Source organism: Prevotella sp., assembly GCF_051059605.1.
In the GTDB taxonomy this organism is placed as follows: domain Bacteria; phylum Bacteroidota; class Bacteroidia; order Bacteroidales; family Bacteroidaceae; genus Prevotella.
The window spans coordinates 947045-965811 of the sequence record NZ_CP050883.1; the positions used below are offsets into that span (position 1 = coordinate 947045).

Sequence of the window (18767 nt, forward strand, 5' to 3'; positions counted from 1 at the left end):
GTTGATTTATACTATTTCTCCATAAAGGTCAAATTCCTCACTTGACGTTATCTTGGCATTATAGAAACATCCCACACGCAGCTTCTTGTCAGCAACTTTTATGAGCACTTCAGGATCAACTTCAGGAGAACAATATTCTGTTCTACCAATATAGTATTCACCTTCTTTGCGATCAATAATGACTTTCATCACCTGTCCGACCTTTTCTGCTTCAATTTCTGCGCTTATATCCTGCTGAACAGCCATAAGAGTGTCAAGACGGCTTTGCTTTACATCTTCTGGAACATCGTCTTCACAATGTTCTGCGCTATATGTGCCTTCCTCCTCAGAATAGGCGAAAGCCCCCATACGTTCAAAACGAGCCCACTTCACAAAATCTACTAATTCTTCAAAGTCTTCTTCTGTTTCTCCAGGGAATCCAACCATCAATGTTGTACGGATGTGAATACCTGGCACTGACTCACGTATCTTAGTGATCAGTTCCATTGTTTCCTCCTTACTTACATTACGATGCATTGCATCTAGCACTTTGTTAGAAATATGCTGCAAGGCTATATCAAGATAATTACATACGTTTGGTTTTTCACGAATTACATCCAATATATCTAGAGGAAACTGATTAGGATAAGCATAATGCAGACGAATCCATTTTACGCCAGTTATATCGGCCATATCGCTTATCAAGTCCGCAATATGTCTATGTCCGTCTATATCTACTCCATAATAAGTTAGTTCTTGAGCGATAATCTGGAATTCCTTAACTCCATCGGCTACCATTTCCTTAACCTCCTGCAATATCTCATCTTTAGGACGGCTAACATGCTTGCCAGTAATAATAGGAATAGCACAATATGCACAATGTCTGTCACAACCTTCTGCTATTTTAAGATAAGCATAATGGTGTGGAGTTGTAAGATGACGCCTGCCACTACAAGAAGCTACTTCAGCTTTTCCTAGATCTGAAAGTAGTTGCTTATAATTAAACTTACCATAGAATTTATCAACCTCAGGAATTTCTTTTTCCAGTTCGTCCTTATATCTTTGAGACAAACATCCCATGACATAAAGTTTATTTAACCGGCCATCCTCTTTAGCTTTAACAAACTCAAGTATCGTATTGATACTTTCCTCTTTAGCAGTTTCTATAAATCCGCATGTATTTATAACAGCTATCTCCCCTTCAGGACGTTTACTGTCATGAACACAATGATAACCATTTGCTTCAAACTGTTTCATAAGAAGTTCGCTATCAACGAGATTCTTAGAACAGCCCATTGTAATTATATCTATCTGATTTTTCTTCATGTAAATGTTTCAATTGATTTAGGCAAACAATGAGTCTACGAATTCCTTGCGGTTAAATAACTGCAAGTCTTCCATTTGTTCGCCAAGTCCGATATATTTAACCGGCACTTTCAACTGATCGCTGATACCGATAACGACACCGCCCTTTGCTGTACCGTCAAGTTTTGTAATTGCAAGACTTGTAATATTCGTAACTGCTGAGAATTGTTTAGCCTGTTCAAAGGCATTCTGTCCAGTACTACCATCTAAAACGAGCATAACTTCATCAGGAGCTTCAGGAAGAACTTTCTTCATCACATCCTTAATCTTCTTCAACTCGTTCATTAGTCCTAGTTTATTGTGCAAACGACCGGCGGTGTCTATAATTACGACATCAGCCCCATTAGCCTTTGCGCTTTGAAGAGTATCAAAAGCCACACTAGCTGGGTCTGAGCCCATTTGTTGCTTAATTACAGGAACACCCGCACGCTCGCCCCATATAGAAATTTGTTCAACGGCTGCAGCACGGAATGTGTCAGCAGCTCCAATATAAACTTTCTTACCAGCATTCTTAAATTGGTAAGCCAATTTACCGATAGTAGTTGTTTTTCCAACTCCGTTTACACCTACAACAAGTATCACATATGGTTTATGATCAGCCGGTAAATCCCAGCTGTCATTATCATCTGTATTATTTTCAGCTAATAAAGCCGCAATCTCTTCACGCAATATATCATTGAGTTCAGAAGTTGAAACATATTTATCCCGCGCTACCCTTTCTTCTATTCGTCCAATGATTTTCAATGTTGTATCAACACCTACATCACTAGTAATCAGTACTTCTTCCAAATTATCAAGTACTTCATCATCAACCTTAGATTTACCGGCTACAGCACGAGTCAGCTTACTAAAAACACTCTCTTTAGTTTTCTCGAGTCCCTTATCAAGAGTCTCTTTTTTCTTTTTATTAAAAAGTCCGAAAATTCCCATAATTACGTAATTCTTTTGCAAAGATAGTGCAAACGAGTGGAAAAGCAAAGGAAAATCATTTTTTTCTTTGTTTTTCGAAGCACAGCCTATCTTATAATAACATATTGCATTCATTAATAAACTTACACACCCTTATACGAGAACATAAACTTTCCTATATACAAGTATCGGAGTTTCAATTCCTTGATAGTCGGCAAGTTAAATAAAATCCATTTGTTTTCACAACAACACATTTTGTTTTAAAAATAAAAAATAAAAAATATGTGCTTAATTTGCGAAATTCATTACCTTTGCAAAAATTTAGAAAAAGTAGATATTAGTATAAATGCAAAATCAATTTTCACGTACCCAATTATTGTTGGGAAAAGAAGCGATAGAAACACTTAAAGAATCGCGTGTCGCCGTTTTTGGAATAGGTGGTGTTGGTGGATACACAGTAGAGGTACTAGCACGAAGCGGTGTTGGACAACTTGATGTTTTTGACGATGACAGAGTATGCTTGACAAATGTAAACAGACAAATCTACGCACTACTCTCAACTGTTGGTAAATATAAGGTTGACTTGGCTGAAGAGCGTATTCATGATATTAATAAGAAATGCGTTGTAAACAAGTATCAGATGTTTTATCTGCCACAAAATGCAGATTCGATAGACTTGAGTCAGTTTAATTATGTTGTTGACTGTATTGACACGGTAAGTGCTAAACTAGAACTGATAAAGCGTTGTCACAAATTGAATATACCAATAATATCTTGCATGGGTGCGGCAAACAAACTTGACGCTACTGCTTTTAAAATAGCTGATATCAATAAAACAAAAATGGACCCATTGGCAAAAGTTATCAGAAAGAAACTTAAACAACTTCATATTCCAAAACTTAAAGTCGTGTATAGCGAGGAACAGCCGTTAACGCCAATAGACGATCCAAACATAAGTTGTAGATTCCATTGCATCTGTCCAGACAAGGACATGAGAAAATGTACCGAAAGAAGAACTATTCCGGCAAGTAACGCATGGGTTCCAGCAGCTGCAGGTTTGATTATAGGCGGAGAAGTAGTAAAGGACATCATTAAAAGGGCTGGAACAATGCGTCTGAATGATGAAGAAAATAGAATATGATGAAGTTGCACATATTCAATCCTGGGCATGACATAGCTCTGGCTAGCAACGACGAAAAGATGACTGCTCCACATGCAGTAAGACAAATGCAGATGGACCTTGGATTTATTCCTGCTTTATGGGCAGATAAATCCGATTATGTACTTGTTGATGACTCTCGTTATGCAATTCAAAGCAATAGCAGCAAGAGCTATCTACAAAACGTAAAGTATATTGATTGGACTGATTTACACAAAATAGATAAAGAAAAGCTTGAAGTATTACCATGGGGATGGGACAAGACTATAAAATATAAATTAAGCGTTGCTTCTGAAGGAAAGTTGGATGACATTATGCCCAATGACAAACAGCTTGAAAAAGTGCGCGAGATAAGTGGGAGGAAATGGGCTTCAAAAAACTTATTACAAACTTTATTAGACTGTGACAAAACATGTATAGGTGAATCTGTAGCGGTGAACGACTACAACAATCTAATAGATATATTGGATAACAGTGATAACGGCCTAGCCTATCAATACGTGTTAAAAGCTCCTTGGAGTAGTAGTGGTCGTGGATTAAGATATTTAGACCTTCAAAACGAAGGAATAAACGACCATCTGGAAGGATGGATTAAAAATGTAATAAGAAAACAAGGACTAGTCATGGTTGAGCCTTATTACAACAAGATACGAGATTTTGGAATGGAATTCACGGCTCATGTAAATGGCGAAATTGAATATTTAGGACTATCCGTTTTCAGCACATCAAACGGCGCTTATATGGGTAATATCCTTGCACCGGAAGATGAAAAAGAAGAATTGCTATCAAGATATATAAATGCAGACATTCTGATCGAAATAAGGAATGCGATTTCACTTATTATGAAAGACAAACTTAAAGGTATATATTCTGGACCATTCGGCATCGATATGATGGTTTTAAATGGTGGTAAGATACATCCATGCGTAGAACTAAATCTAAGAAGAACCATGGGACATGTCGCACTAGACCTAACACAAAAGATGACAGAAAAACGGATAATGCAAATGGAATTTAATGCAGGGCATTATTCTCTTAAAATAAAGAATTAATACATAATTAAATGAGAGCCCTATTCGTGATGATAAGGTTCTCCTTTAATAATAGTACATGCACGATAAATTTGCTCCGTAAAAACGACACGCACCATTTGGTGACTGAATGTCATTTTTGAAAGCGATATTTTCTCATTTGCACGATCATATACAGCTTGCGAAAAACCATAAGGTCCGCCAACAACAAATACAAGCCTACGAGCTGTATTCTGCTTTTTTTGTAGCCAGTCTGCAAACTCAACAGAACGAAAATTATCACCATGCTCGTCAAGTATGACAACCGTATCAGAAGGTGCAATTGCCTTCAAAATCAACTCACCTTCGCGATCTTTCTGCTGTTGTTCTGTTAGATTCTTCGTGTTTTTAATTTCGGGAATAACATTAATATCAAAAGGCATATAATGAGAAATGCGCTCACTATAATCATTAATGTTAGCAACGAAATGTTTGTTGACAGTTTTACCAATCAATATTAATGTTGTCTTCATTTCTTATTTGGATTTTTTGGAAACCATCCCTTCTCTACTCTTTTCTTCTGTTCAAAAAGTTCTCCGATACTCCACAAAAGTGTAGCTCCAAGCACTCCGAATATTGATGACAATATAACATTATCAACACATAAAGAGCCAACAACAGACACGATACCAGTAACGAGGAACAACCACCAAGGGCGAGTTCCAAAATAATATTCAGTCTTGATTACTATAGGATGAAAAATCCCTATAATAAAGAAAGTCATTATAGCTATGATAATTCCTGTAAAATACATAATTTTATTAATTGAATTGTTCTCTGAGTGCAAAGTTACAATAAATAAAATAAAAAATAAGCTAAGCTACGCCCCAACAATAAAAATAAATAAATTTATTTTGTATTGTCTTCGATTTGCACTATCTTTGCATATAGATATAAATAACTCATATATAACTTATGGCAAATAACGCACAACTAATTTCACAATGTGAAACAAAGGCTAAACAATGGTTAACACCATCCTTTGACGAAGAGACACGCAAGGAAGTTGAATCAAAACTTGCAGCCGAGGACAAAACCGAACTTATAGAAAGTTTTTACAAGGATTTGGAATTCGGAACAGGCGGTCTACGTGGTATCATGGGAGCTGGTTCTAACCGCATGAACATTTATACTGTAGGTATGGCAACACAAGGTTTTGCCAACTATCTGAAGAAAAATTTCAAGGGAAAGAACGACATTGCAGTTGTTGTATGTCACGACTGTCGTAATAACAGCCGCAAGTTCGCAGAAACTGTTGCTGATATATTCTCAGCAAATGACATAAAAGTATATCTTTTTGATGATATGCGTCCTACTCCAGAGTGTTCTTTTGCAATACGTCACCTAGGATGTCAGGCTGGTGTAAATATCACAGCAAGCCATAACCCAAAGGAGTACAATGGTTACAAAGCATATTGGGAAGATGGAGCTCAGGTTTTGGCACCACATGACACAGGTATTATTGATGAGGTTAATAATGTTAAGGTTGAAGATGTAAAATTCACAGGCAATAAACAACTTATTCAGATTATCGGCGAAGACATTGATAAGCTTTATCTTGACGAGATTCATACTCTTAGTATTGATCCTGAAGTTATCAAGAAACAACACGACTTAAAGATAGTCTACACTCCACTTCACGGTACAGGTATGATGTCTATCCCACGTTCGTTGAAATTATGGGGCTTTGACAACGTACATTGCGTGAAAGAGCAAATGGTTAAAGATGGTAATTTCCCAACTGTAGTAAGTCCTAATCCAGAAAATGGCGAGGCACTTACTTTGGCACTGCGTGATGCAAAAGAACTTGATGCAGATATCGTTATGGCAAGCGATCCAGACGCAGACCGCGTAGGTATGGCTTGTAAAAACGACAAGGGAGAATGGGTACTTATCAATGGTAACCAAACTTGTCTGTTGTTCCTTTATTATATCATCACAAATCGTAAAGCTAAGGGTTTACTAAAGCCTACTGATTTCATCGTAAAAACTATTGTAACTACAGAAGTTATAAAGAAAGTTGCTGATAAGGCTAGCATTGAGATGCGTGACTGCTACACTGGCTTTAAGTGGATTGCTCGTGAAATTCGTATTTCAGAAGGCAAACAGAAATATATCGGTGGTGGTGAAGAAAGCTACGGATTCCTTGCTCAAGACTTTGTTCGTGATAAGGACGCAGTGTCAGCAATGAGTTTGTTGGCAGAGATTTGCGCATGGGCTAAAAATCAAGGCAAGACTCTTTACGACATATTGATGGACATCTATTTGGAATATGGTTTCTCTAAAGAGTTTACTGTAAATGTTGTACGTCCAGGAAAGACAGGTGCAGACGAAATCAAGCAAATGATGACTGATTTCCGCAACAATCCTCCTAAGGAATTGGGTGGAAGCAAGGTTATACTAGTTAAGGATTTCCAGAGCTTGGAAGCTACAACTGCTGATAGCAAGAAGACTAAGCTAGATATGCCTGATACAAGCAATGTACTTCAGTGGTTCTGTGATGATGACACAAAGGTAAGCGTTCGTCCTTCAGGAACTGAACCAAAAATCAAGTTCTATCTTGAAATTAAGGGAACAATGAAGTCAGCATCTGAATACAATACTCTTGATGAAAAGAGTTCTGAAAAAGTTGCAGCAATAAAGAAGAGTTTAAATCTAGATTAATAAAGGAAATGGCAAAATTAGTAGTTAATTCATATGATGAGTTTGCGTCTCACTTAGGTGAACAACTTGGTATATCAGAGTGGTTATTGGTTGATCAGGACCGCATAAATAAGTTTGCAGACGCAACATTGGATCACCAATGGATTCATGTTGACGCAGAGCGTGCCAAAGCAGAAAGTCCATACAAAAGCACTATCGCCCATGGATATCTTACATTATCATTGCTACCATACATGTGGAACCAGATTATTGAGGTTAACAATCTTAAGATGATGGTGAACTATGGTATGGACAAGATGCGCTTTGGAAAACCTGTAATCACAGGAAGCAAAGTAAGACTTGTAACAAAACTTGACGCAATTGAGAATTTAAGAGGTATATGCAAAACTCAGATAGGATTTAAAATTGAGATAGAAGGAGAAAAGAAGCCTGCTCTTGAAGGTGAGGCTACATTCCTTTACTACTTCGAATAACAAGAATAATATATCATAAAAATGGGAGACATCTTTGATGTTTCCCATTTTTTTATTCATTACTTAATAAGACCAAGTTTCTTAAATTCATCATATAGCGGCATTGCTATCGCTTTTGCATCTGGATGAGGCTCACCAGTTGTACCAACAGCACGCAGATCAAAGAAATGTTTCCAATCTTTCAAGAAAGCTGTATGGACAAGTTCAGTATTTGTATCTAATGGTAATACAACCCTAGCCTCCTGGGGCTTCTTTCCCATCGCAATAAGATTCATATAAGAGAATTCTGCAGCAAGATTGGCAAACAACCAATTATTGATTGCATTCCATGACTTGTCTTTCTCTGTTACTATATCATTGCAAAGTTGCTTGAAAAGTTCCATATCTGCCTGTGAGGAAACATTATCAAAATCGGAATCATCTTTAATCCATTTAGGAACATTCACTGATATTTCACTTCCAAATTTATCTTTAGTATAATTGCAATAGCGTGTAGACTGTTCTGCCATTGAATTAGCACGATGGCGATTAAACTCACGCGTAATTGCTACCTGTGTAGTAAAATGAACCGTAATACGCATTTCGTGATTTTGACTCGGATCAGAGATGAATTTCAAATCATTCAACCATTCATTTTCAACAATGGCACGAAGGTTTGTTGTCACATAATCATTTTTGTCATCAGTTGATGCAACAGAAAAACGGTTGTAGTTATATTTATCATAAATTGTATCCTTTGGAGCAGTAAGATACACTGTACCATGTTCAAGCATTGCTGTATGCTGAGACGCAATCATGCGATCAACAAACGGTTTGGCAGAGGTCTCAGTAGTATTCTTTTCACTTTTATAACACACTCTTCCTGCCTTTTCAATCAGTTTATATACACCAGCAAGTCCATTTTCTTGTTGCCATATCTCAAAAGAGGGATTTAGTATTTTCATAACCTTATTATATTATATGTATTCTATTTAATTTTATATGCCTTTAGGTAATAGTCTTTAATGGATGCTCGTGGACTACCAAGACGTACTATTCTATCCAAATCGGCAATAGCGAAATCTTTTTTCTTCTTTAGAATATAAATATTCGCACGATTAAGCAAATAATCTTTATTATCATTATCAAGACTAATAGCTTTTGAATAATCATCCTCAGCTAAATCATACATTTTACGCTCAAATTCAATATTGGCACGTGCAGCATAAGCAACAGCACTATCTGGATATTGACTGATTAAATGATTCATCCCATCATAAGCCTCTGTATAATGCTTATCCTTTTCATTGAGTAAAGCCAATCCCAACTGTGCCTCAAAATTACCAGGAACTATACTCAATAAATTCTGATAATCAAGTCTAGCAAAATTATATCTTAACAGTTGTACATTAACATAAGCCCGATATAGCAAAGCCGAAAGATTCCTTGGATTAAATTTCAGTATGATATCATACTCATCCTTTGCATAATTCCATTCATGCAACTGGATATTCCATGAGGCTTTTTTCAACCTCAAATCCACACTATCAGGATGAAAACTCAAGTCTTGAGATGCCATGCGCAAACTATCACGCAATGGATTATCCTTATTTTGTGCAGAAATGCTATTACTGCACAGAAAAAGACAAACTGCAAAAAATATTCTACTCATATACTTCGTCTATTTGATCATCACCATAACCATTATCCTCTTTTAGACAAGGGTCGAAATTAGCAGGCAATCCAAACGTTGCCTTATCACTATAACCAAGAGATATGTCTCGATAAACCTTTCGCATATAATATGCCCAAATTGGCAAAGCCATTGTTGCACCTTGTCCCATAGACATATTATCAAAATGGATATCACGGTCTTCACCTCCTACCCAAACGCCTGATACAAGTTGTGGGGTGAATCCCATAAACCAAGCGTCACTATTTTTATTAGTTGTACCAGTCTTTCCACCGATTTCGCCTTCAAGGTGATATTTATAACGGATACGACCACCAGTACCTCCATCAATTACTCCCTGCAGAAGCACTAACATTTTATTAGCACTCTCTGCACTAATTACCTCATTCATACGAGGTTGGAAAGTCGAAATAACATTACCCTCATTATCTTCTATCTTTGTTACAAACATTGGTGAGGTTCTTATACCATGATTAGCAAAAGTAGTATATGCACTAACCATTTCCTCAACACTAACATCACATGGACCTAAGCACAAAGACATAGATGGATGTATATCAGGATTGTTTATACCGAATTCGTGCAGAGTAGACACAAATTGACTAGGATTTAATTTACTCATAAGGTAAGCCGAAATCCAGTTATTACTTTGTGCAAGTCCCCATTTCAAAGTTACCATCTGTCCATATCGTGCATGTGATGCATTGCGAGGAGTCCATGGCTGACCAGCAACAATATATGTCTGCTGTCTATTAGGTGCTTTATCGCATGGAGAAAAACCATTTTCCATAGCCAATGCATATAAAAATGGTTTTATTGTAGAACCAACCTGTCTTCTACCGCCAGTAACCATATCATACATGAAATGATTGTAGTCAAGTCCACCAACATAAGCCTTTACAGCACCAGTTTTTGGTTCCATACTCATAAAACCAGCACGAAGAAAACTCTTATAATACTTTATAGAGTCCATTGGAGTCATAACTGTATCAATATCTCCATGATAGGTAAATATAGTCATGTCAACAGGTCTATTAAAAGCTTTTCTAATTTCAGAATCATTCATACCACTGGCTCGCATACTGCGATAGCGTTCACTCTGACGAATGTTTCTTGTAAGAATCGAACGAAGTTGATCGTATGTTAGATCTTCTGTAAACGGAGCATTGCGCTTAGCTTTATTTTCTTTGTTAAATGCTGGTTGAAGGAATTTAGCCACATGACCATACACGGCCTCTTCTGCATATTTCTGCATTCTACTGTCTACCGTTGTGTATACTTTCAAGCCATCAGTATATATATTATATGGCTTACCGTCTTTTTTAAAGTTCTTGTTACACCATCCATACAATGGATCTGAAACCCAAGTAATGGAATCAATCGTATATTGCGCCTTTTTCCAAGAAGGATAATTTGATATTTCAGGTTTAGTAGCCATCATGTACTGGCGAAGAAATTCTCTGAAATAAGTAGCTTCTCCGTCCTTATGATCGGTACGATGAAAATCTAATACCAATGGAGTGTCACAATACTGCTCATATTCTGAATGCGTCAGATATCCAGCTTTTTCCATCTGTCCCAACACGACGTTTCTACGTTCTTTTGCTCTTTCAGGGTAACGCACAGGATTAAACAAAGATGGATTCTTACAAAGACCTATCAACATTGCCGACTCGACAACATCAAGATTTTTAGCCTCTTTATTAAAATAGGTATTAGCTGCTGTCTTAATACCGACTGCATTATGCAAAAAATCAAAATAATTAAGATATAAGGCTATTATCTCTTCCTTAGTATAATTACGTTCCAACTTAACCGCAATTACCCACTCTATAGGTTTTTGAAAAATACGTTCAAGTGAATTGTGAGCCTGCTCTGAATAAAGTTGTTTTGCTAATTGCTGTGTTATCGTAGAACCACCTCCGGCAGATGCCTGACCAAACATCCCTCTTTTTATAATAGCTCTTCCTAAAGCAAAAAAATCAATACCACTATGATCATAAAAGCGTGAATCCTCTGTTGCAACGAGCGCATCTACAAGATGTTTCGATATCTTGCTATAAGGAATAACGATACGATTCTCTTTATTGAAATTATATGTACCCATAACCTTACCATCAGATGAATACACCTGTGTGGCAAAACGGTTTATAGGATTTTGAAGGTCCTCAACAGGAGGCATATAACCAATCCAGCCATTCCAGATAGCTGTAAATCCAAGTGCAGTTCCTAGAATTAAGAATATAAGAACTGCCCATAAGAAATGAATGAAAGACTTTCTCATTATGTTTAATTTTCAGCAAAAATACAACTTTTCTAGCAAATATAGCACATAAATCAGAATTTATGATTAACTTTGAACTCGAATTCGGATCAATCAATCAAATTATAGATGAAAAAGCATAATTTTGTAACGATTGCCGATTTGAATAAAGATGAAATAATGTATCTTATTCAAATGGCGCAAGAGTTCGAAAAACATCCTAACCGGGATTTGCTGAAGGGAAAGGTAGTTGCCACTCTTTTCTACGAACCTTCAACTCGAACAAGACTTAGTTTTGAAACCGCTGCCAATAGACTTGGAGCACGAGTGATTGGCTTTAGTGATGCAAAAGCCTCGAGTGTCTCCAAAGGCGAGACGTTAAAAGACACCATTCTTATGGTAAGTAATTATGCAGACGTCATAGCGATGCGGCATTACATTGAGGGCGCGGCACAATATGCATCAGAAATAGCCCCAGTACCTATTATCAACGCAGGAGACGGTGCTCATATGCATCCTTCACAATGTCTACTTGACCTCTACTCTATCTACAAAACACAAGGAACACTAGAAAATCTAAATATTTATCTTGTAGGCGACTTAAAATACGGTCGTACTGTTCATTCTTTAATTATGGCTATGCGCCATTTCAATCCCACTTTTCATTTTATTGCACCAGCTGAACTTGCCATGCCACAGGAATACAAATTGTATTGCAATCAATATGGCATAAAATTTCAGGAACATACGGAATTCAATGATAAGGTCATTGCAGACGCAGACATATTATATATGACACGCGTACAAAAAGAAAGATTTTCTGATCTTATGGAATATGAACATGTTAAAGACGTTTATATTCTACAAAATGATATGCTAGGAATGGCTAAGGAAAACATGAAAATTCTACATCCACTCCCACGTGTAAATGAAATTGCATACGATGTTGATGACAATCCACATGCATATTATATTCAGCAAGCCCAGAACGGACTGTATGCACGCGAAGCTATTTTCAGCTATTGCTTGGGAATTACTCTCGATGACATTATAAACGACAAAACCATTATCAAATCCAAGTATTAATTATGGGAAAAAAAGAAATGCTGGTTTCGGCAATTGAAAATGGAACAGTGATAGATCATATTCCCGCCGAAAAAACTTATCAGGTTGTTGACCTTCTTGGTTTAAGAGAATCAGATACCCCTGTCACTATTGGTTATAACCTACCGTCTAAAAAAATTGGACGAAAAGGTATAATTAAGATCACTAATAAATTTTTCAGTGATGAGGAAATAAGTAGACTTAGCGTCGTAGCTCCAAAAATAGTATTGAATGTTATCAAAGATTATGAAGTAGTTGAGAAAAAAACCGTTGAAACTCCTGACGAACTTCATGGTATTGTGAAATGTAATAATCCAAAATGCATCACCAACAACGAACCAATGCAGACCTACTTCAACGTGGTTGATAAAGAGCATGGAGTGCTGAAATGTCATTATTGCGACAAGGAGCAAGATATTGCTAATGTAAAACTTTGCTAGCAAAAACTTTGTAATTAAAAGAAAATTGCGTAATTTTGCACGTATTATTAAGATAAAAAGATTATTAACTACAAAATAACATTTTAACACGATGGAAAGAGATCTGGAGATTTTCAACCTTATTGAGAAAGAACATCAGCGTCAGCTGAAAGGTATGGAGCTTATAGCATCTGAAAACTTTGTTAGTGATGAAGTTATGGCAGCTATGGGATCATACCTGACTAACAAGTACGCAGAAGGACTACCTGGTAAACGCTATTACGGTGGTTGTCAAGTTGTTGACCAGGTTGAAGATCTGGCACGTGAACGCGTAAAGGAAATATTTGGAGCTGAATTTGCTAATGTTCAGCCTCATTCTGGAGCACAAGCCAACGCTGCCGTTTTGTTGGCTGTATTGAAACCTGGTGATACATTTATGGGTTTGAACCTTGATCACGGCGGTCACTTATCACATGGTAGTCATGTAAATACTTCAGGTATTCTTTATAATCCTATCGGTTATAATCTTAACAAGGAAACAGGTCGTGTTGATTATGATGAAATGGAAAAACTGGCTATTGAGAACAAGCCAAAATTGATTATTGGTGGTGGTTCTGCATATAGTCGCGAATGGGATTATGCACGCATGCGCAAAATTGCTGATGAAGTTGGTGCATTATTAATGATTGACATGGCACATCCTGCAGGTCTTATAGCTGCCGGAATACTTGAAAACCCTGTCAAATATGCTCATATCGTAACAAGTACTACTCATAAGACTCTTCGTGGCCCTCGTGGTGGTATCATTTTAATGGGTAAAGATTTTGATAATCCATGGGGACTGACAAATAAGAAAGGTGAATTGAAGAAGATGAGTATGCTTCTTAATTCTGCCGTATTCCCAGGAACACAAGGTGGTCCTCTCGAACATGTTATCGCAGCCAAAGCTGTTGCCTTCGGTGAGAACCTTCAACCTTCATGGAAAGATTATGCCATACAGGTTAAGAAAAATGCAGCAACCCTTGCTGATGACTTGATACAACGTGGTTTTGGCATTGTAAGTGGTGGTACAGACAACCACTCTATGCTTGTAGACTTGCGTTCTAAATATCCAGATCTTACAGGTAAGGTTGCAGAGAATGCGCTTGTTGCAGCAGATATCACAGCAAACAAAAATATGGTACCATTTGATTCAAGATCAGCCTTCCTGACATCTGGTATTCGTCTTGGTTCAGCAGCCATGACAACACGTGGTGCAAAAGAAGATATGATGCATCTTATTGCAGAACTGATCGAAGAGGTTCTTAACGATCCTGAAAACGATAAAGTTATTGCTAGAGTTAGAGAAAAGGTTAATGCAACAATGAAGGATTATCCTTTGTTCGCATATTAATCTAAAAAATAAGCTTCAATTTATAAAGATAGATTTCAGTCTTGACAACATGAAAGAAATTTCTATTGCCATACATAAGACTGAAATCTATCTTTTTTTAATTCATATAAACTAACATCTAAAACTATCTAACCTTAACAACTACTTTGCCTTTGGCGTGGCCACTTGCAACGTAAGACATTGCTTCATTAATTTCTTCAAACGGGAAAACTTTATCAACAACAGGTTTGATTATATCTGTTTCTATTAACTTCCCAATTTTAGACAATTGTTTACCATTAGCTTGCATAAACAAAAAGGAATAATCAACGTTGCGCAATTTGGCTTGTTTTCTCACTTTCCTACTCAAAACTGAAATTATGATTTTCATAAACCAAGACAAATTTAGTTCTTTAGCAAAAGTTGTATCTGGTGGACCTGAAATTGAAACAACTTTTCCACCAGGTTTTAATATGCGCAAAGATTTATTTAAAGTTCTTTCGTCTTGGCTGTTCAACACTAAATCATAATCTTTTAGTATTGTTTCAAAATCTTGAGTTTTATAATCTATAACAACATCAGCTCCTAAACTTTTTACTAAATCAAAACTACTTGCACTTGCAGTAGTAGCAACGGTTGCACCCATATATTTTGCCAATTGAATAGCAATGATGCCGACACCACCAGAACCAGCCTGTATAAACACTTTTTGACCTTTTTCAAGTTTTGCTTGTCCAACAAATGCTTGCCAAACTGTTAGTGCGACCAACGGAACAGAAGCCGCTTCTTCCATTGAAAGGTTTTGTGGTTTCAAAGCAACATCGTTTTCATTGACTGCGATGTATTCTGCAAATGTACCAATATGAAAATCGGCAGGACGAGCAAATACTTCATCACCTACTTTAAAACGATGAACTTTTGATCCTATTTTTGTTACGACTCCTGAAAAGTCATGTCCCAAAATCAATGGAAATTTATAGGGCAACAACAGTTTAAACTCTCCATACTTCAACTTGTTATCTAACTGATTGATACCTGTTGCACGAATTTCTACCAAAATCTGATTTTCTCCAATATCAGGTTTGGGTACATCAACTAATTGGAGCTTTTCATTTTTACTATACTTTGATATAATATATGCTTTCATATCGCTTATAATTAACTTTTTATTGTATTTTTTGAATTAGTGATACGGAATGAAAAGACTACGCATCTACGATATTTTTGATATAGCTTCAGCGACTGCAGCAGCATACTTTTTCGTTTCACCCACTGGTACCTCAAATTGATTGTTTTCAAGAGCAATAAGAAATTCGTCTGCAACTTCTTCAGGAGGAATACCATTTTCCCCACCTATTTCTGCAGAGAACGCAGTATTTACTAATGGTGGGTAGATTTCGTATACCTGTAGATTTTTTGTATCTTCATAAGTCATTCTCAAGGCAACTGTATAGGAATGAAGCGCTGCTTTTGTTGCTCCATAGGTCGGTAAGAACTTATGACTACCAAACACAGCAAGTGAAGACACATTTACAATTGCAGCCACATCCTTTGTTAGCAGATGCGGTAACATCAATTCTGTAAAATGGATGATGGCTAAATAATTAGTATTCATCTCAATTTCAGCTTTTTTGTGTGCATTGGTTGTTTCACTCAATAAATAGCCAAATGCTGCACCAGCATTATTAATAATCATATTGACGTCGGGATGATTAGCTTTTAAATCTTCCGCAATACGAATTCTATCTGCCTCAACAGATAAATCTCCTTGAATAGCAACTGCATTTGAAAGCTTTGCTAATGCTTTTTCAAGTCGTTCAGTATTCCGTCCATTAATGATAACTTTATTGCCTAATGCACTAAATTTTTGGGCAATTGCAAGACCTATGCCTGCACTTCCGCCGCTAATAAAAATTGTATTTTCTGTAGTTTTCATCTTTATTTTTAAAAAAAAGTTGTAATTTTGCTTGCGATTAACAAGTGCAAATATACAAAATAACTTTCATTTTGCAAGTAATTTAAAGAATAATTTATGTTAGATAGTAAAAAAAGGTCAAATTGCCCAATTAGTTGTTCCCTTGAAGTTTGGGGAGATAAGTGGTCACTACTCATTGTTAGGGATTTAATGTCCGCAAAACAATGTACATATGGCGATTTTTTAAAATCAGACGAAAAAATTTCGACCAACATTTTAGCTTCTAGGCTACAAACACTAGAAGATAATGGAATTATAACGAAATCAGATCATCCTGACAGCAAAGCTAAAGTATTGTACAAACTAACACAAAAAGGAATTGATTTATTACCTTTAATGATAGAAATTAGTTTGTGGGCTGAAAAGTATTACGATTTACCAACCGACAGAAAAGCAATATTGAAGGAAGTCAAAAAAGATAAGGAAAAATATATTAAAACTGCTATTAACAACTTGAAAAAGAACATTGATTAACTATGACACTGGTTCATAAGCGAAAAATGTCTAAATTGAACAGTTATTTTTTAATTCAAATATCAGTTTTCATGTATCGGGGGGTTACCTCTTGACACAAAGACAAAATCGTTAGTGAAGATAATTAAGCAATGCAATAATTAATAAAAACATAACAACATATTAAATTTAACTAACCAACAAATTATGATCAAAAAAATATTTTGTTTTTTTCTATGTATAATGGTTACCATACCTGGTATTACAGCAACAAAAGTTCAACATCCATGGCAAGGTAAACGAGTTGCGTATCTTGGAGACTCAATCACAGACCCTAAAAATAAAGGTGCTAAAAAGCACTATTGGGCTTATTTACAAGAAATGCTAGGCGTAACGCCGTATGTGTATGCTGTAAGTGGAAGACAATGGAATGACATTCCTAGACAAGCAGAGCAATTGAAAAAAGAACATGGTAATGACTTTGACGCAATTATAATTTTCATTGGTACTAATGACTATAATGCAGGCGTTCCTATTGGAAAGTGGTTTACTGAAGACAGTACACAAGTATTAGCTGCTATACATAAACCTAAAGCTGTGGTCACACGCATGAAACGAACTATGGTAATGAATGATAGTACTTATTGTGGACGTATAAATATTGCACTAAGCACACTTAAAAAGATGTTCCCTACGAAACAGATAGTCATGCTTACACCTATTCATAGAGCTGTCGCTAATTTTAACGACAAAAATATACAGCCAACCGAGGAATACCAAAATGAATGTGGTGAATATCTTGATCGCTATGTAAACTCTGTAAAAGAAGCTGGGAATATATGGGCCCTACCTGTTATAGATCTAAATTCTACCTGTGGACTTTATCCTGTACTTGATGAGTTTTCACAATATTTCCATGATCAGAATACTGATAGATTACATCCAAATGATGCTGGACATATAAGAATAGCCAAAACTTTATTCTATCAGCTACTGAGTCTTCCATGTACTTTTGATAATTAAAGGAGCAACATTATAATAGAGTGAGTATATAACTACATAAAGCCAAGGTTATTTATAGAGGATTCTCTTCCATAAATAACCTTAGAGCTTATTCTCTACCAGAAAAAGTTTTTTTAATGTCACTAATGTCATAATGTCACAAACCCTGTGTTTATCGGGCTTTAGCGAGTGACATTAAGTGACATTATCGGGGTAAAAGTGACATTAAACTGCAAATCTTACCTGTTTTTGGCGATTTTTCACAAAATATGCAGTGCATGAATAGACACTTTTTTGTTTATAATGGTCTGTACTCGTCATTATATGCGCTATATATCGCTATATACTTAGTTTTTTATCTCAGAACTTAAGTGCAATAATAGTGATAATTGTCATCAATTCTATTCTTGTAGTTTTATTGATAATCATTTGTTTGCCTGCGTCAGGTAATACCTTTTTTCACGTTAGGCAATTCAATTACCTAACGTGGGTAATTGAGTTGTTCACGTTGTGTAACCCGATTACCCACGTTAAGTAATCGCATTACACACATGCTGAGGTAATTGAATTACACACACACTTAGGTAATCGGATTACACACATGCTAATGTAATTGAATTACACACATGTTGAGGTAATTTAATTACCCAAAAGTTGAAGTAATTTAGGTGATAGTTTTTACTCTGAATCTCAAAATCTATTTGCATCCTTCAAATTCATTCTCTCGTATTTATTATATATGGAGTAGATCTCGGAATTACTCTTACTGTTCAATAAACCAGTCTTTGTATTCTATAAATCCCATAAATACAAATACATATTATACAAAAAGCATAATTGCGAAAAAAACGCTAAAAACAGGTATAATTTAGGGTTTAATGTCACTTT

Annotated in this window: 18 protein-coding genes; 9 read left to right on the forward strand and 9 right to left on the reverse strand. The window is 36.2% G+C overall.

The window, feature by feature from the left end; all coding sequences use genetic code 11:
* Nucleotides 1–6: 6 nt before the first annotated feature.
* Together rimO and ftsY are read right to left on the reverse strand one after the other, a co-directional pair.
* On the reverse strand, nt 7–1305 hold the full coding sequence (rimO, locus tag HEQ28_RS03755; RefSeq protein ID WP_434503842.1) for a 30S ribosomal protein S12 methylthiotransferase RimO: 1299 nt from the start codon (nt 1303–1305) through the stop codon (nt 7–9).
* An 18-nt stretch (nt 1306–1323) separates the two neighbouring features.
* Nucleotides 1324–2274, reverse strand: coding sequence for a signal recognition particle-docking protein FtsY (gene ftsY, locus HEQ28_RS03760; protein WP_434503843.1), 951 nt, complete (start codon nt 2272–2274; stop codon nt 1324–1326).
* Between the two features lie 325 nt (nt 2275–2599).
* Between ftsY and HEQ28_RS03765 the strand changes: the two genes are divergently transcribed.
* Both HEQ28_RS03765 and HEQ28_RS03770 read left to right on the forward strand, forming a co-directional pair.
* Complete coding sequence (locus HEQ28_RS03765; protein WP_434503844.1) at nt 2600–3394, forward strand: tRNA threonylcarbamoyladenosine dehydratase; 795 nt, start codon at nt 2600–2602, stop codon at nt 3392–3394.
* On the forward strand, nt 3391–4464 hold the full coding sequence (locus tag HEQ28_RS03770; protein WP_434503845.1) for a hypothetical protein: 1074 nt from the start codon (nt 3391–3393) through the stop codon (nt 4462–4464). The genes HEQ28_RS03765 and HEQ28_RS03770 overlap by 4 nt, the downstream gene beginning before the upstream one ends.
* Nucleotides 4465–4484: 20 nt before the next feature.
* Here the strand turns inward: HEQ28_RS03770 and rlmH are convergent, their stop codons facing one another.
* On the reverse strand, nt 4485–4955 hold the full coding sequence (gene rlmH, locus HEQ28_RS03775; protein ID WP_434503846.1) for a 23S rRNA (pseudouridine(1915)-N(3))-methyltransferase RlmH: 471 nt from the start codon (nt 4953–4955) through the stop codon (nt 4485–4487).
* Nucleotides 4952–5236, reverse strand: a complete 285-nt coding sequence (locus HEQ28_RS03780; protein WP_434503847.1) for a DUF4491 family protein — start codon at nt 5234–5236, stop codon at nt 4952–4954. The genes rlmH and HEQ28_RS03780 overlap by 4 nt, the downstream gene beginning before the upstream one ends.
* Before the next feature lie 161 nt (nt 5237–5397).
* Between HEQ28_RS03780 and HEQ28_RS03785 the strand changes: the two genes are divergently transcribed.
* Nucleotides 5398–7146: a phospho-sugar mutase gene (locus HEQ28_RS03785; protein WP_434503848.1), complete on the forward strand. Its 1749-nt coding sequence runs from the start codon at nt 5398–5400 to the stop codon at nt 7144–7146.
* A gap of 8 nt (nt 7147–7154) precedes the next feature.
* Nucleotides 7155–7619, forward strand: coding sequence for a MaoC family dehydratase (locus tag HEQ28_RS03790; RefSeq protein ID WP_434503849.1), 465 nt, complete (start codon nt 7155–7157; stop codon nt 7617–7619).
* A 59-nt stretch (nt 7620–7678) separates the two neighbouring features.
* Here HEQ28_RS03790 and HEQ28_RS03795 read toward each other — a convergent pair whose 3' ends face one another.
* Genes HEQ28_RS03795 through HEQ28_RS03805 form a run of 3 tightly spaced genes read right to left on the reverse strand, consistent with a single transcriptional unit; the run spans nt 7679 to nt 11575 of the window.
* A complete protein-coding gene (locus HEQ28_RS03795) occupies nt 7679–8563 on the reverse strand; it encodes an FAD-dependent thymidylate synthase (protein ID WP_434503850.1) in 885 nt (294 codons plus the stop codon).
* A gap of 23 nt (nt 8564–8586) precedes the next feature.
* Nucleotides 8587–9270 (reverse strand): tetratricopeptide repeat protein, encoded by a 684-nt coding sequence (locus tag HEQ28_RS03800; protein WP_434503851.1) that lies wholly within the window; start codon nt 9268–9270, stop codon nt 8587–8589.
* Nucleotides 9263–11575 (reverse strand): transglycosylase domain-containing protein, encoded by a 2313-nt coding sequence (locus HEQ28_RS03805; protein ID WP_434503852.1) that lies wholly within the window; start codon nt 11573–11575, stop codon nt 9263–9265. The genes HEQ28_RS03800 and HEQ28_RS03805 overlap by 8 nt, the downstream gene beginning before the upstream one ends.
* A gap of 108 nt (nt 11576–11683) precedes the next feature.
* Between HEQ28_RS03805 and pyrB the strand changes: the two genes are divergently transcribed.
* The 3 genes from pyrB (at nt 11684) to glyA (ending at nt 14470) form a co-directional block, all read left to right on the forward strand.
* Nucleotides 11684–12640: an aspartate carbamoyltransferase gene (pyrB, locus tag HEQ28_RS03810; RefSeq protein ID WP_434503853.1), complete on the forward strand. Its 957-nt coding sequence runs from the start codon at nt 11684–11686 to the stop codon at nt 12638–12640.
* A 2-nt stretch (nt 12641–12642) separates the two neighbouring features.
* The gene (gene pyrI, locus HEQ28_RS03815; RefSeq protein WP_434503854.1) at nt 12643–13098 is read left to right on the forward strand and encodes an aspartate carbamoyltransferase regulatory subunit; all 456 of its coding nucleotides are present in this window, start codon (nt 12643–12645) and stop codon (nt 13096–13098) included.
* Between the two features lie 91 nt (nt 13099–13189).
* Nucleotides 13190–14470 carry a serine hydroxymethyltransferase gene (gene glyA, locus HEQ28_RS03820; RefSeq protein ID WP_434503855.1) on the forward strand — a complete coding sequence of 427 codons (1281 nt, stop codon included), beginning with the start codon at nt 13190–13192 and terminating at the stop codon, nt 14468–14470.
* A gap of 124 nt (nt 14471–14594) precedes the next feature.
* Here the strand turns inward: glyA and HEQ28_RS03825 are convergent, their stop codons facing one another.
* Nucleotides 14595–15596: an NADP-dependent oxidoreductase gene (locus HEQ28_RS03825; RefSeq protein ID WP_434503856.1), complete on the reverse strand. Its 1002-nt coding sequence runs from the start codon at nt 15594–15596 to the stop codon at nt 14595–14597.
* Between the two features lie 66 nt (nt 15597–15662).
* Entirely contained in the window at nt 15663–16385 is a 723-nt protein-coding gene (locus tag HEQ28_RS03830; protein ID WP_434503857.1) for an SDR family oxidoreductase, read from the reverse strand.
* 96 nt (nt 16386–16481) lie between these two features.
* On the opposite strand from HEQ28_RS03830, the gene HEQ28_RS03835 reads away from it, so the two are divergent.
* On the forward strand, nt 16482–16898 hold the full coding sequence (locus HEQ28_RS03835; RefSeq protein WP_434503858.1) for a winged helix-turn-helix transcriptional regulator: 417 nt from the start codon (nt 16482–16484) through the stop codon (nt 16896–16898).
* Between the two features lie 222 nt (nt 16899–17120).
* Nucleotides 17121–17900 carry an SGNH/GDSL hydrolase family protein gene (locus HEQ28_RS03840; protein ID WP_434504419.1) on the forward strand — a complete coding sequence of 260 codons (780 nt, stop codon included), beginning with the start codon at nt 17121–17123 and terminating at the stop codon, nt 17898–17900.
* Nucleotides 17901–18767: the final 867 nt, after the last annotated feature.